12 protein-coding genes are annotated in these 14901 nt (G+C 57.3%); 8 read left to right on the forward strand and 4 right to left on the reverse strand.

The features are described from left to right. Positions 1 to 30: 30 nt before the first annotated feature. Positions 31 to 1860 carry a bifunctional 2',3'-cyclic-nucleotide 2'-phosphodiesterase/3'-nucleotidase gene (locus AC2FFP_RS15465; RefSeq protein WP_496768464.1) on the reverse strand — a complete coding sequence of 610 codons (1830 nt, stop codon included), beginning with the start codon at positions 1858 to 1860 and terminating at the stop codon, positions 31 to 33. Between the two features lie 208 nt (positions 1861 to 2068). On the opposite strand from AC2FFP_RS15465, the gene nudC reads away from it, so the two are divergent. Genes nudC through AC2FFP_RS15480 form a run of 3 tightly spaced genes read left to right on the forward strand, consistent with a single transcriptional unit; the run spans position 2069 to position 4051 of the window. Then, positions 2069 to 3049 (forward strand): NAD(+) diphosphatase, encoded by a 981-nt coding sequence (nudC, locus tag AC2FFP_RS15470; RefSeq protein WP_496768462.1) that lies wholly within the window; start codon positions 2069 to 2071, stop codon positions 3047 to 3049. Positions 3050 to 3089: 40 nt separating this feature from the next. Next, a complete protein-coding gene (locus tag AC2FFP_RS15475) occupies positions 3090 to 3557 on the forward strand; it encodes an SRPBCC family protein (RefSeq protein ID WP_496726619.1) in 468 nt (155 codons plus the stop codon). Between the two features lie 26 nt (positions 3558 to 3583). Then, a complete protein-coding gene (locus AC2FFP_RS15480) occupies positions 3584 to 4051 on the forward strand; it encodes a GNAT family N-acetyltransferase (protein WP_496768460.1) in 468 nt (155 codons plus the stop codon). Between the two features lie 12 nt (positions 4052 to 4063). Here the strand turns inward: AC2FFP_RS15480 and AC2FFP_RS15485 are convergent, their stop codons facing one another. Further along, on the reverse strand, positions 4064 to 4897 hold the full coding sequence (locus AC2FFP_RS15485) for a prephenate dehydratase (RefSeq protein WP_058279807.1): 834 nt from the start codon (positions 4895 to 4897) through the stop codon (positions 4064 to 4066). A 119-nt stretch (positions 4898 to 5016) separates the two neighbouring features. Here AC2FFP_RS15485 and AC2FFP_RS15490 point away from each other — a divergent pair, with 119 nt between their 5' ends. The 5 genes from AC2FFP_RS15490 to AC2FFP_RS15510 all read left to right on the forward strand — a co-directional run bounded on the left by AC2FFP_RS15490 (position 5017) and on the right by AC2FFP_RS15510 (position 11378). Beyond that, the gene (locus AC2FFP_RS15490) at positions 5017 to 5523 is read left to right on the forward strand and encodes a c-type cytochrome (protein ID WP_058272647.1); all 507 of its coding nucleotides are present in this window, start codon (positions 5017 to 5019) and stop codon (positions 5521 to 5523) included. Positions 5524 to 5697: 174 nt separating this feature from the next. After that, the gene (locus AC2FFP_RS15495) at positions 5698 to 7602 is read left to right on the forward strand and encodes an extracellular solute-binding protein (protein ID WP_496768458.1); all 1905 of its coding nucleotides are present in this window, start codon (positions 5698 to 5700) and stop codon (positions 7600 to 7602) included. Between the two features lie 9 nt (positions 7603 to 7611). Next, positions 7612 to 8697 carry a microcin C ABC transporter permease YejB gene (locus AC2FFP_RS15500; RefSeq protein ID WP_496881226.1) on the forward strand — a complete coding sequence of 362 codons (1086 nt, stop codon included), beginning with the start codon at positions 7612 to 7614 and terminating at the stop codon, positions 8695 to 8697. After that, entirely contained in the window at positions 8698 to 9804 is a 1107-nt protein-coding gene (locus AC2FFP_RS15505) for an ABC transporter permease (RefSeq protein ID WP_108861177.1), read from the forward strand. Next, entirely contained in the window at positions 9801 to 11378 is a 1578-nt protein-coding gene (locus AC2FFP_RS15510; protein WP_496768455.1) for an ABC transporter ATP-binding protein, read from the forward strand. The genes AC2FFP_RS15505 and AC2FFP_RS15510 overlap by 4 nt, the downstream gene beginning before the upstream one ends. Before the next feature lie 20 nt (positions 11379 to 11398). Here the strand turns inward: AC2FFP_RS15510 and AC2FFP_RS15515 are convergent, their stop codons facing one another. Next, complete coding sequence (locus AC2FFP_RS15515) at positions 11399 to 13327, reverse strand: elongation factor G (RefSeq protein WP_496768453.1); 1929 nt, start codon at positions 13325 to 13327, stop codon at positions 11399 to 11401. A gap of 177 nt (positions 13328 to 13504) precedes the next feature. Then, entirely contained in the window at positions 13505 to 14860 is a 1356-nt protein-coding gene (hemN, locus tag AC2FFP_RS15520; RefSeq protein ID WP_496768451.1) for an oxygen-independent coproporphyrinogen III oxidase, read from the reverse strand. Between the last annotated feature and the right edge of the window lie 41 nt (positions 14861 to 14901).

Genomic DNA, 14901 nt, shown 5'->3' on the forward strand with positions numbered 1-14901 from the left:
ATAGGGAAGACACGCAGAGATGACAACCCGTCACAGTGACAGTTGTATGTGCAAAAACCCCTCGGCATCCGTGCCAGCCAGCTTTGGGCTGAACTCTGCGATGTCCGCGAGATGACGCTGTGCCTTTGGACCGGTCTTCAACAGGACAGTGGACCCTGGCATGGGCGCAAAACGGAATGGGCAGGGACCTTGTTCCAGCGATTCTGTGGGCATTGCACCGGTCAGGTAGCCCTTCAACGCGTGTTGGATCGGCAAGGCTGGAACGTTGATGACTTCGGCGTCTTGTATGAACGGAAAATGTCCACCGCCGCTGGCGCGGTAATTGTTCAGTGCAACGACAAAGCGGTGTTCGGCCGTCACTGCGTGGCCCTGGAAACGAAGATCTGAGATGCGCCGGTATGCCGGATTTACCAGTCGCCCTTCCGCATCGAACCGAGGCGGTACGCTGAGGTCGATCACGTAGCTTAGCCCGAACAGAACATCGAAATTGTGTCCGGCTCGATCAGGATTGACCAATTCAGTTTGCGCGCCGGGTTTCACCTGATTGAAAACGCCCGCAGACATTTCAAGCCAATCTCTGATGTGCTCTCCTGACACCGCGACCGAACGAAGTTCGTTTGGAAAGATGTTCAGATCGGCCACGTGGCGCATGCGCATTACGCCCGCAGGAATGTCCGAGTAAAAGCGAGGCCCGGCGCGACCGCCGAATTTCGAAGGCGCTACGGCAGACAGCAATGGTGTCGCTTCATGGGGTGTGCCCTTCAGGATCTGGCGCACGGCCGAAGCCTGTGCTGCGGCCACCATCGCAAGCCCTCGATCCTTGGCGCAAAAGCTGAAATAGCTGTGCAGGTGCTGATCCGTATGCCCAATCGGTTCGTCGGCCCGTTTTCGTGTTGCGGAATGCACATCCGAAAATAGCGCCACCAACAGCGTGTCTTCGGCCGAAGGTTCAGCACCTGAGACCGGGCGCAGTTCAGTGCGATGAGCCGCGACCGACCAGCCCTTTTCTGCCGAGGCAAACAGCGTCAGATCAATCACGCCAAGATGAGATCCGGCAGATCCCGGCATGACAACAGGTGTGCCATGCACCATACCGCCAGTGGCATCGACGTGTTCCAGCCCAGCGTGTGACTTCCCCGGCAAGGTCAGATGCGTGTGCCCGGCGATGATGGCGTCAATGCCTTCAATCGCGGCAAGGGGGATTATCGCGTTTTCAAGATCGGGCGCGGGGTCGACGGACCCCAGCCCCGTATGGGCAAGCGCGATGATCACGTCGCAGCCGTGGGATCGAAGCTCTGACACTTTAATGCGCGCGCAGGTCAGAATGTCGTCTATCCGGACGTCATTACCCAGCCGATGAGATTCCCAATTCCGGGTCTGCGGCGGAACGACCGAGAAGACGCCGACGGTTAGCGAGGCTTGGTGCCCCGCGACCTCAACCCGGCGGGTTAGAACTGCCTGATCCTGCCAGACCTCGTTGGCACCCGGGCGATGAACATTGCTGCAAACCACCGGACAGGGGGCCTGCGAAAGGATGCGGTCCAGTATATCTTGACCGAACCCGAAATCATGATTGCCCAACCCGATCGCATCATACTCTAACGCGCCAAAGGCCTGCATCAGCGCATGCGGCTTATCAGCCTGCTCGGCGGCCAGGTCCCCAACCGGAGTTCCCTGCAGCGAATCGCCGTTGTCAAAAAGCAGCACGGTTGAGCCTTCCGCCTGCGCCTCAGTTCGGGCTTCACGGATCAGGCTGGCGGTTCGAGTCAGGCCGATTGTGGGTTCAGGGGTGTCAGAATAGTAATCAAAACCCCTCAAGTTCATATGAAGATCCGTGGTGGCCAGTATTCGGATCTGCACGGTCTGCGATGGCAGAGAAGGGGAAGGTTTCAAATTTCTACTTTTGGCAGTTTTGTCTTAGTCATTTTCAACAAAAAGATTAATCACAGTGAATTGCAAGGCTTAGCTGTGTTCATTCGATGGCGACCTGTGATTTTGGGGGTGAAACACCGTTGCAACTGATTGACCGACATGGCAGCCCTATGCGGAGCAAGCCTAAGGATAACTTATGAAAAACGCGGAATATGTGACGTTTGGTAGCTCGGGGCTGGATCGTGCGGCGCATATTCGTGGAGATGCTGATGCGGTCGCGCGGGCGCGAACGCATCCCGATGCAAAATGCCTGCTGTTGTGGCGCGGTAAGGTTTTGGTTCAGGGTGGGGCGCTGGATCAGTTGGGGCTGATCGCGATGTCACATAAGCTGGTCGAAACCGGGCCAGGAGGTTCTGTCGAGCAGCCTGTATTCCTGGGGCTGTCAGACAACGCGCCTGTGTTTGCCTTTGATATTTCGGACTGGACGGCTGATGGGTTGGACGTGTCCGGTGTCGGAGGCTTTATTGATAAGTCAGAGCAACAGCACCCGGACTTGCCCCACGGCCATGTCTTTGCCGAACTGCGTCGGATCATGACCCGTTTGTCGACGCGTGACGCCGAACTGGCGGCCTCGGCCAAGGCGGTGACTGCATGGCACGAAACGCATCGGTTTTGCGCCCGGTGCGGCGCAGCCAGTGAACTTGCGCAGGCGGGGTGGCAGCGCAGTTGTCCGTCCTGTGGTGGACAGCATTTTCCACGTACCGATCCGGTCGTCATCATGTTGATTACCCATGGCGATTCAGTTCTGATGGGGCGTTCGCCGGGCTGGCCAGAAGGGATGTATTCGCTGTTGGCAGGGTTTGTTGAGCCGGGTGAAACGCTTGAGGCTGCAGTCCGACGCGAAGTGATGGAAGAAGCCGGGGTGCCCGTGGGTGAGGTCCGTTATCTGTCCAGCCAGCCCTGGCCGTTTCCGGCCTCGTTGATGTTCGGCTGCGCCGGTGAGGCGCTGTCGCGCGCCATCACCATCGATCCAGTCGAAATCGAAGATGCGATGTGGGTTACCAAATCCGAGATGATGCAGGCCTTTGCCGGCGAACACCCCGTTTTGCTGCCAGCCCGCAAGGGAGCGATTGCGCATTTTCTTTTGCAGAACTGGCTTGCGGATACGTTGGACTGACAAAATACTGTTCTGAAAAGCGAGAGAACCCCGAACCACAATGCAGTTTACAGTGCGCGAAGATATCGAAGCTCCCATCAACTCGGTGTTCGAAATGGTGGCCGACTTTGACCGATTCGAACGGATCGCAATGCGGCGTGGGATCGAGGTTCGGCGGATTTCGGGCGAATTGGGCGTTGTTCCGGGCACCAGTTGGGAAACAGAATTCAGGTTGCGCGGAAAGCCACGTCAGATTTCCGTGCAGATGGCCGAATGCGACCCGCCTTCGCTGATGCGGTTCGAAGCGGCAAGCAAGGGGATGAACGGCATCACCACGATCGAGCTTTTGGCCCTGTCGCAGCGTCGCACGCGTCTTAGTGTTGATATGTCCCTGTCAGCCAAATCCCTGCCTGCGCGGCTGCTGTTACAATCGCTCCGGCTTGGGCAATCCCGGTTTCGCCGACAATTTCAGTTGCGCCTGACCGAGTTCGCACGGGAATTGGAACAACGCCACATTCATGGTGGCTGATTACCCAATGCCTTGGTGAGAACGAGATGGATAGCTTTAGTGTTCGTGAGGCGGTGTTGACGGATGCCCAAGGTATCTCAGAGGTACTGCAGGACATCGCAGCGGCCGGAAAGCGTAATAAGCGCTGCGACGTTGATTTTGCTCGCGAGCATTACGTGGCCGACCCCGACCGGATCAGATGTTCAGTCGCTGTTCAAGGGGAACAGATCCTGGGGTTTCAATCACTGAAATGGGCGGTCGATAACAACCCATATGGTGCTCCGGTCGGATGGGGCGTCATTGGAACGCATATTCGCCCGTCTGCCGCCCGGCGCGGTGTCGGGCGCGCCCTGTTTCGTGCAACGCTCTTGGAGGCACGGCAGAGTGGCCTACCGGCCATTGATGCAACCATTTCGGCCACAAACGCCGAAGGACTGGCCTATTATTCGGCGATGGGATTTGTGGATTACCGGCGGCACGAGGTTGCTCTGTGCAAAAGCTTCACCGTGACTTGAGCCGGGGTCGCTTCAGCCGCGCGGTTGAGCCGCTGGGTAGACGCCCAAAATCTCGACATTCGTGGTGAAGTGTTCCAGTTCTTCCATCGCCAACTGTACGTTCCGGTCGTCCGGGTGGCCCACGATATCGGCATAAAACTGGGTCGCAGTGAACGAGCCATCGACCATGTAGCTTTCCAGCTTGGTCATGTTGATGCCGTTGGTCGCAAACCCACCCATCGCCTTGTAAAGCGCAGCCGGAATGTTGCGCACCTGAAAAACAAAACTGGTGATCATGCCGTGTTCTCCGCGGCGTGACATGTCGGCCTGCTGTGACATCACCAGAAAGCGCGTGGTGTTGTTGTCGCGGTCTTCAATGTGTCGGGCCAGTACGTTCAAGCCGTAGATTTCGCCGGCCAACTCGCTGGCCAATGCTGCTGAATGCACCTCGCCTTGTTCCGAGACCTCGCGGGCCGCACGCGCGTTGTCGGGGCTGACACGTCCCTTGATGTTGTGTTCTTTCAAAAACCCGGCGCATTGCGGTAGCAGAACCAGGTGCGAGTGTGCCTCGGTGACATCCTCAATTTTGGCCCCTGGAACGGCAAGAAGGTTGATGTGAACGCGCACGAACGCTTCTTCGATGATGTGCAGCCCGCTGTGGGGAAGCAAACGGTGGATATCGGCGACCCGGCCATACGTGGTGTTTTCGACCGGCAGCATTGCCAATTCAGCCTCACCTGCGCGCACCGATTCGATCACATCTTCGAAAGTCCGGCAGGGCAGGGCCTCCATATCGGGGCGGGCATTACGGCAGGCCTCGTGGCTGTAGGCGCCGGGTTCTCCCTGAAATGCAATACGTTTGGTCATTTGGTCGATTCCGTGCAACAAGTTCGATAATTGGGCGTTTAGTCGCGGTGTCTATACCTTGCCTCTTGTAAGGGGAAGCCTTAGACACCCCGCAGACAGCTGAAATGGACTCGCGATCAATGTTCGACACGATGACAGTTACCAAGGCCGCAGCAGGCCTGTTTGGCACCTTCCTGGTGCTGCTTTTGGCCAAATGGGGTGCCGAAGTGCTTTACCATGCGGATGGGCATGGTGAGACGGCCTCGTATATTATCGAAACCGAAAGCTCCGGTGAAAGCGCTGACGGCGAAGAAGTGGTGTTCGAAGATATGCTGGCCGCCGCAGACCCAGATAAGGGCGCGCGGGTTTTCCGTAAGTGTACTGCCTGCCACAAGCTGGAAGACGGCGCCAACGGCACTGGCCCCTACCTGTTTGCAATCGTGGATCGCCCGGTTGCTTCAGCCAAAGGTTTCACTGGCTACTCAGCTTCGATGCAAGCCCATGGCGGCAATTGGACACCCGAAGCGCTGGATGCGTTCCTGACCCGCCCCAGTGCCTATATCTCAGGTACATCGATGAGCTTTGCGGGTCTGAAAAAACCGCAGGAACGGGCCGACCTGATTGCCTATCTGCAGACCATCAACTGATCTTTCGCTCAGTTTTGACGCATTCAAAAGCCGCTGCCCCGTGCAGCGGCTTTATTTTTTGTCTAAGTAAATCTTCACAAAGTGTTCACGCACTCTAAACTTGAAACTGGCAGTGCTGGTCTTTTAGCTGGCGCAAACAATATTAAAGACGTCAACGAGCAGGGGATGAACCACATGAAATCCAATCGAGTTACCGCTTTAACGCGAACAAGGGATTTCGGACGCTTAGTTCACATTCTGGCTTTGGGGGCATTGCTCTGTGCAGCCGCTGCAACTCAACTTTTTGCTGAGGAAAAGATCATCAAATCACACGGGTTCTCGGAATTCGGTGATTTGAAGTATCCGGACGGCTTTGCGCATTTCGACTATGTGAATCCGGATGCGCCACGTGGTGGAGAGCTCTCCTATGCGGCGCAAGGCACGTTCGACAGCTTTAATCCCTATACCAGGCAGGGCCGGGCTGGTGCGCGGTCGGCAGATCACTACGAAAGCCTGCTGATTCCATCCTATGACGAACCAGCTGCCTATTATGGACTGCTCGCCGAAAGTCTCGAATACCCCGAAAGTTATGAGTGGGTGATCTTCAATATCCGCCCCGAGGCGCGGTTTTCCGACGGCACACCGGTGACGGCCGAGGATGTGGTGTTTTCCCATAATCTGCTGCTGGACCAAGGGCTGAAATCTTATGCCGACGCAATTCGCCAACGGATCCCCAAGGCCGAGGCGCTGGATACCCATCGTGTAAAGTTCTACTTCTCGCCGGACTTCCCTCGCCGAGGCCGGATTTCCCAAGTTGGGGCCACTTCGATTTTCTCAAAGAAATGGTTCGAGGAAGACCCTGAAAACCGCCGGTTGGACAAGTCGCGGCTGGATCCGGGTATTGGCTCGGGACCGTATGTTCTGGATGATTATGACATCAACCGGCGCATCGTGTACAACCGCAACCCCGATTATTGGGGCAACGACGTCAACGTCAATGTGGGCCGCAACAACTTTGACACCATCCGCGTTGAGTATTTCGCCGATTCCATCGCTGCGATGGAGGGGTTCAAGGCAGGCACATTTACGCTTCGACAGGAAAACAACTCAAAAAGCTGGGCAACGGCCTATGATTTCCCGGCAATTGCGAATGGCTCTGTCGTTCGGGCTGAACTGGCAGACGGAAATGTACCGTCGGCGTCGGGCTTCATCATGAACCTTGACCGGCCAAAGTTTCAGGACCCCCGTGTTCGCGAAGCTATTCAGCTGGCGTATAACTTCGAATGGACGAATGAGAGCCTGCAATATGGGTTATTCCAGCAGCGTAGTTCGTTCTGGGAAGGAACGCATCTTGAGGCGACCGGCCTGCCCGAAGGGCGCGAGCTTGAGGTGTTGCAAGAACTGGGCGACGCGCTGGACCCTGCCATCCTGACCGAGGAACCCGTCTCGGCGCATGAATCCCGGGCCGCCCGCCAAAATGACCGTGGCAACTTGCGCAAGGCGATGAAACTGCTGGACGAAGCTGGCTGGCTTGTTGGGGATGACGGCATTCGCCGAAACGACAAGGGCGAGGTGCTGTCCATTGCATTTCTGTCTGACCAGCCAACGCTGGACAGGCTCATTCAACCTTTCGTCGCCAATTTGCGGGCAATGGGGATTGATGCAAGTTACAATCGGGTGGACAACGCCCAGTTCACCTTGCGCCGCCGGGACCGCGATTTCGACATGATTGTTGGCGGGTACCCGCGGTCGTTGCAGCCGTCGACAGGGTTGTATCAGCAATTCGGAACCGAAGCGGCCTCATACTCGGTCTTCAACCCGTCGGGTGTGCATGGTCCGGACATCGAACCGCTGATCGACAACATCGCATCCGCCGAAGACAGCGAAGAGCTGTTCGCCAACGTTCGGGCGCTGGACCGCGTCCTGCGCGCCAAGCGGATCATGGTTCCCACTTGGTATCTGGGCAAGCACTGGGTTGCCTACTGGGACATGTATGAATATCCGGAAAATCTGCCGCCTTATGCATTGGGTGTTGAAGACCTCTGGTGGATCAACGAAGAGAAAGAAGCCGAGTTGAAATCCTCCGGCGCCTTGAGGTAATCCGCCCCCATGGGAGCATATATTCTTAGACGACTGTTGCTGGTCATCCCAACCCTGCTTGGGATTATGATCGTCAACTTCACGCTGGTTCAGTTCGTTCCTGGCGGACCGATTGAACAGATCATCGCCCAGTTGGAAGGTGGCGGTGATGTGTTCGAAGGAATCGCTGGCGGCGGCAGTGACATCGAGCAGCAAACCGGCGGCACGAATAATCGCTACATCGGTGCGCGTGGCCTTCCGCCCGAGTTTATCGAAGAGCTGGAAAAGGAATTCGGGTTCGACAAACCTCCGGTTGAGCGGTTCCTCAACATGATGGGCAATTACCTGACACTGGATTTCGGTGAGAGCTATTTTCGGTCGATCAGCGTAACCGATCTGGTGCTGGAGAAGATGCCGGTGTCGATCTCGCTGGGACTGTGGTCCACGCTGATCGCGTATCTGGTGTCGATCCCGCTGGGTATTCGCAAGGCGATTAAGGACGGGTCACAGTTTGATACCTGGACCAGTGGCGCGATCATCGTAGCCTATGCTATTCCCGGCTTCTTGTTTGCGATCCTGCTGTTGGTTCTGTTTGCTGGGGGATCTTATTGGCAGATATTCCCGCTCCGGGGGCTGACCTCGGACAACTGGGACAGCCTCAGCCTGTTTGGCAAAGTCGTTGATTACTTCTGGCACATTGCCCTGCCGATTATCGCGCTGACGATTTCGGCCTTTGCGACGCTGACTCTGCTGACCAAGAACTCGTTCCTGGACGAGATCAAAAAACAATATGTCATGACCGCCCGCGCCAAGGGTTTGAGCGAAAGTCAGGTTCTGTACGGCCATGTTTTCCGCAACGCGATGCTGATCGTAATCGCCGGATTTCCTGCGGTTTTCATCGGCGTCTTCTTCGGGGGGTCGATCATCATCGAAACGATCTTCTCGCTTGACGGTCTGGGCCGTCTGGGTTTTGAGGCAGCCGTTGCACGCGACTATCCAGTGATTTTCGGCACACTTTTCATATTTGGCTTGATGGGGTTGGTTGTCGGCATCATCAGTGACCTGATGTATGTGCTGGTCGACCCGCGCATCGATTTCGAAAAGCGGGAGGGGTAAATGGCACTTTCCCCACTCAACCAGCGCCGCTGGCGCAATTTTCGTCGTAACGGGCGTGCATTCTGGTCGCTGATGGTCTTTTCCGTCCTTTTCGGCCTTTCTCTGTTCGCCGAGTTCATCGCCAACGACAAACCAATCCTCGTTAAATACCGCGGTGAGTTTTATACGCCGATCTTCAATTTCTACGCGGAAACCGAATTCGGCGGCGATTTCCAGACCGAGGCGATCTATCGCGACCCCGAGGTTCAGTGTTTGATCGACAGCGGTGGCATCGAAGACTGTTTTGACGATCCCGAGGGGATTATCGACGAAATCAAGGCCGGTACATTCCAGGCAGAGGGGTACGAGCGTGGCTGGGCCGTCTGGCCGTTGATCCCGTATTCCTTCAACACCAGCGTTGATCGCCCCGGTGCAGCGCCGCTGCCACCCAACGGGCAAAACCTGCTGGGCACGGATGACACCAAGCGCGACGTGTTGGCCCGTGTAATTTATGGCTTCCGACTGTCGATTTTGTTCACGCTTATGGTCACGGGTGTGGCCAGTCTTGTGGGAATTTTTGCCGGGGCTATTCAAGGATTTTTTGGCGGCTGGCTGGACCTGATCTTCCAACGGATCATCGAAATCTGGTCAGCGACGCCTTCGCTTTACGTCATCATCATCATGTTCGCCATTCTGGGTCGAAGTTTCTGGCTGCTTGTCGCGCTGATGATCCTGTTCAGCTGGACCGGGCTTGTGGGAGTTGTGCGCGCCGAGTTCCTGCGGGCGAGAAATCTGGAATATGTGCGCGCTGCGCGGGCACTGGGTGTGGGCAATATGACAATCATGTTCCGCCACATGCTGCCCAACGCGATGGTCGCAACGCTGACCTTCATGCCCTTTATCGTGACGGGCACCATCGGCGGCCTGGCCTCACTGGATTTTCTGGGCTTCGGCCTGCCGTCTTCCGCCCCGTCTTTGGGTGAGTTGACTTTGCAGGCTAAACAGAACCTTCAGGCACCCTGGCTGGCATTCACCGCCTTTTTCACCTTTGCCATCATGCTGTCGCTACTGGTCTTCATCTTCGAAGGCGTGCGCGATGCATTTGATCCCAGAAAGACCTTTTCATGAGCCTGCTGGATGTGAACAACCTCAAGGTCTCGTTCCGTCAGGACGGGCAGGTGAGCGCAGCAGTCAAGGGCGTGTCCTTTACTGTGGATCGGGGTGAAACGGTTGCGCTGGTGGGCGAATCCGGATCCGGCAAATCAGTCACTGCGCTGTCGACAGTGTCTTTGCTGGGTGACAGTGCAATTGTCGAAGGTTCGGTCACCTATGAAGGGCAAGAGATGATCGGCGCGTCTGACCAGCGCCTGATGGATGTGCGCGGCAACGATATCAGCTTCATCTTTCAGGAGCCGATGACCTCGCTCAACCCCCTGCACACGATCCAGAAACAAATGGCCGAGTCACTGGCCCTGCACCAGGGTCTGACAGGTGATGCAGCACGGGCCCGGATCGTCGAACTGCTGACCAAGGTTGGCATTCGCGATCCCGAGGAGCGCCTGGACAGCTATCCGCATCAATTGTCAGGTGGCCAACGCCAGCGCGTCATGATCGCCCTGGCACTTGCCAACAAACCCGATATCCTGATCGCGGATGAGCCGACAACGGCCCTGGATGTAACCATTCAGGCGCAGATCCTCGAACTGCTGGCCGAGCTTCAGAAATCTGAGAATATGGGGATGCTTTTCATCACCCACGACCTTGGGATCGTGCGCCGTATCGCCGATCGGGTCTGCGTGATGAAGGATGGCGAGATTGTCGAGACTGGCGCGACCCAGGAGATATTCGACAACCCCCAGCACCCTTATACGCGCAAGCTGCTGGCGGCGGAACCATCCGGTCATCCCGATCCTGTGGCTCCCGACGCCGAAGAAGTGGCGCGCACCGATCATCTGAAGGTCTGGTTCCCGATCCAGCGCGGGTTCCTGAAACGTACCGTTGGCTATGTGAAGGCAGTGAATGATGCCACGCTCAGCGTGCGCGCCGGTGAAACCTTAGGGATTGTGGGCGAAAGCGGGTCGGGCAAGACAACGCTGGCGTTGGCGATCATGCGATTGATTGCGTCCGAAGGTGCGATAACCTTCCGAGATCAGGACGTGCGCCGCTGGTCCACGCGCGAGTTGCGGCGTTTGCGCAAGGACATGCAGATTGTGTTTCAGGACCCGTTCGGCAGCCTCAGCCCGCGGATGACCTGCCAGCAGATCATTGCCGAGGGGCTGGCGATCCACAAGGTCGACCCGCACCGCTCGCCACGGGAGCTGGTGACCGAAGTAATGACCGAAGTGGGCTTGGACCCGGCTGCGATGGACCGCTATCCGCACGAATTCTCGGGCGGGCAGCGTCAGCGTATTGCCATTGCACGAGCCATGGTCCTCAGGCCCAAATTGCTGGTTCTGGATGAACCGACCAGCGCCCTGGACATGACTGTGCAGGTTCAGATCGTCGACCTGTTGCGCGATTTGCAGCGTAAGTATGGACTGGCCTACCTATTTATCAGCCACGATCTGAAAGTCGTGCGTGCGATGTCCCACAATGTGATTGTCATGCGAAACGGTGACGTCATCGAAATGGGCGCGGCCGAAGACCTTTTTGAAAACGCCCAGACAGACTATACCCGCGAACTGATAGCGGCGGCGGGCTGAAACCAGCCCGCCCGGGGCTTTCAGGCATTCGCTGTTTCACGCGCCGCGGATTTTGGAACCGGGCCGCGAAGCTCTTCGTAATGATCGAATTGCAGTTTTACCCACCCGGTGCCGCGTGTCGCGCTGGCGAGGGTACGGTGTAACTCGTCTTCGGCCACAGCAGGCAGTTGGGCATTGAAAATCTCCCATCCAGACGCGTTGGGATTGCCTTCAAAGCCCAGAACCTGACCCTGCAGCGAACTGATTGTAGGCACCAGGTCGCCCACGAAATCCGAGGGCAAGTGGATTTCGGCGTTCAGGATGGGTTGCAGGACCACCGGTTTCGCCTGCGGCAAAGCCTCTCGAACCGCGTTCTTGCCCGCAGTGCGGAACGCATAGTCAGAACTGTCGACGTTGTGATGCTTGCCGTCGCTGAGCGTGACTTTGACATCCACAACCGGGAACCCTTCAGGCCCTTGAACCAGCGCATCCTTGGCCCCGTGTTCGACCGATGGGATATAGTTTCTGGGCACAGCGCCCCCTTTGACGATCTCTTCGAATTCGAACCCGGCCCCACGTGGGGTCGGTGCGATCGAGATCACCACATCGGCAAATTGTCCTGCGCCGCCGGATTGTTTGCGGTGGCGATGACGATGTTCGATCGGTGCGCGGATGGTCTCGCGATAGGCCGTCTCAACCGTCTGGGTCTCAATCTCGATACCGAAGTCTTCAGCCAGCTTGGCGCTGACCCGGCGCATATGCTGAGGCCCTTGCGATCCCAGAACCGCATGGCCGCTCAGTTCATCGTGCTGCAGGTGCAGTCCGGGGTCGATCTCGACCAGTCGGGATAACGCGTTGGACAGGCGTACATCGTCGCGTTCATGTGCCGGCGACACAATTTGCCGATGGGCGGCCGGATGGGCCTCGGCCCATTCCGGTAACGGTGTGGTTCCGGTGCTGTCGTACAGGTTGCCAGGGTTGAGGTGGTCGGATTTCACGGCTAGCCCGATTTGACCAGCTTCCAATTCCGAAATCTGGGTTTTGGCATCCAGCGTCGTCAGGTTGCCAACCGTTTCCCCGCCCAGGGCTTCATGCGCTTTGACACCTTTGCCCAGACCACGCAGCACGATGATTTTTCCGATGTGCTTTTTGACATCCGCGAACCCGGCAATTGCGCGCACGTCTTCGGCTGCTTCGTCCCGCCCGGCGGCGATATTGAATTCTGGAGCTTCGTGACGAAGCGCTTTCATCAAACGGGTCAGCCCGTTGCCGTGGCTGGCAGACCCCAGGCAGGCCGGTATCAACTGGTGGTTTTGCAGAACCTGTGCGGCCAGATCATAGATTTCTGCGCTGGGCGGCTGTTTGTCCTCGATCAGTTGTTCTAGCAGATGATCATCGAAATCGGAAAGCGTCTCCAGCAATTCGGTTCGGGCTTCCTGTTCCCGGTCTTCGACGGACTGCGGAAGTTCGATCAGGGCCGAGGGTTGCCCTTCCTGATACTTCCATGCCCGCTCCGAGATCAGGTCGACCGCGCCGATGATCGCCTCGCCATCGCGGATTGGAACCTGCCGCAATGCGATGTGGTGTGTGCAGTAGGTTTGCAGAGCGGCGATGATATCGCGGATACGTCCGTTTGGGGTGTCCATGCGATTGATGAACAGAAAGCAGGGAATACCCGCCTCTTCGACCAGCCGCAGATAAGGGGCGCAAAGCACGGCGGCGTCCGGGTCGGGCGGTACGACAACGACAGCAGCATCCGAGATAGCCATGGCAGGGCCGACATAAGCCATGGTGTCGCTGCCACCATTCACGTCGATGGCACACCAGGGTTCGTCCAAGTAAGAAAAACCGTGCAAATGCACGGTTCCGGAAACGTCGAATGTGGTTGGCCGGCCATCAAGGCGGCTGATGGCCTCGACCAGTGTTGTTTTGCCCGAGTGGCTGGGGCCGAGGACAGAAAAAACGCGCATGAATGCAGTCCCTCTTTCAAGTTGCAGAACGGCTGCACGAAAAAGGCGGTCGAGCGCGAACGCGTCGGCACATACTGTCTGGTACTCTGCCTGCCTCAGGCACGGGGCGGATTTCCACCCGCCTTACAAGTGTGGGGAAAACCCACCCTCCGCGTCAAGTCCTGTCCTGCGTCGGTATCAGATCGCCGAGCTGTGTCCCGCCTTGCTCAGATCATAGGCGTCAAAAGTGCGGGCGACCATTCGGGTCAGCGCGCGTGCCTCGGGCGGGATGAACAGGCCGTCTTCAGAGATGCTTAGCAACCCATCGAAGGTTGCGTTTGCGGTCTGGTACATCCCCTGCAATTCCGCGGCCGTGATGTCGTGGTCGCGCAGAATTTCGGCAGTATCTATACGGAAATCGCACATCAACGCTTCGATCAATCGGGCGCGCAAGACGTCTTGGCCTTTGAACAAGTGCCCACGGGATATTGAGAACCCGCCCTCGCGGATCGCTTTGGTATGTGCTGACGTCGCGGGTGCGTTCTGGGCGTATCCTTGCGGGAATCGTGAGATCGAGCTTGCACCAATTCCAATCAGAACGTCGGACTGATCGTCGGTGTAGCCCTGAAAGTTGCGTTTTAACCTTCCCGCGTTCAGTGCGTGCGTCAGCCCGTCATCCTGCGTGGCAAAGTGGTCAATGCCGATTTCGGCGTACTTGTCCCACAGGAACAGGCGCCGGGCCGTATCGAACAGATCCAGGCGGTCTTCAGGTGTGGGCAGGGCATCCGTTGGGATCAGCTGCTGCCGCTTTGCCATCCACGGCACATGCGCATAGCCGTACAACGCCACCCGGTCTGGGTTGAGCGACAGCAATTTCTGCACGCTTTCAGTCATCCGTGTCTTGGTCTGGTGCGGCAGACCATACAGAATATCGGCATTCAGGCTGGCGATACCGCGCGCACGGATCATTTCGATGGCGTTGCGGGTGGTGTCGTAACTTTGGATGCGTCCGATGGTTTTCTGGATTTCGTCGTCGAAATCCTGCACGCCGATAGACGCACGGTTCATGCCGGCCTCGGCCAATGCATCGAGCCGACCCTCGTCAATCTCATTCGGGTCGATTTCGACCGAGAACTCTGCATCCGGCCCCAGCGGGACAATTTCAAGAATCCGGGCGGCCAGATCGCGAATCAGATCGGGGTTCAGCAGGGTGGGTGTACCACCGCCCCAATGCAGGCGCGAAAGGGTTACTCCCGCAGGTAGGTGAGCGGCCAGCAGGTCCAACTCGGCCTTGAGGACATCTACATAGGCGATCACCGGGTTGTCGGTTTGGGTGCCTTGCGTCCGGCAGGCGCAGAACCAGCACAGTCTGCGACAGAACGGGACGTGGACGTACAGCGACACAGAACTGCCCGGCTTGATCCCGGAAATCCAGTCGCCAAAAAGACTTGGCCCCACATCGTTGCTGAAATGCGGGGCGGTGGGATAGCTTGTGTAACGCGGGACTTTCGCGTCAAATAGTCCAAGCTTTGATAATTGCGGTTTCACTATCATAGCGATACCGTTAAGGCACGGCCGTCTACGAAACCTTGACT

Source organism: Ruegeria sp. YTSC004 (genome assembly GCF_059609805.1).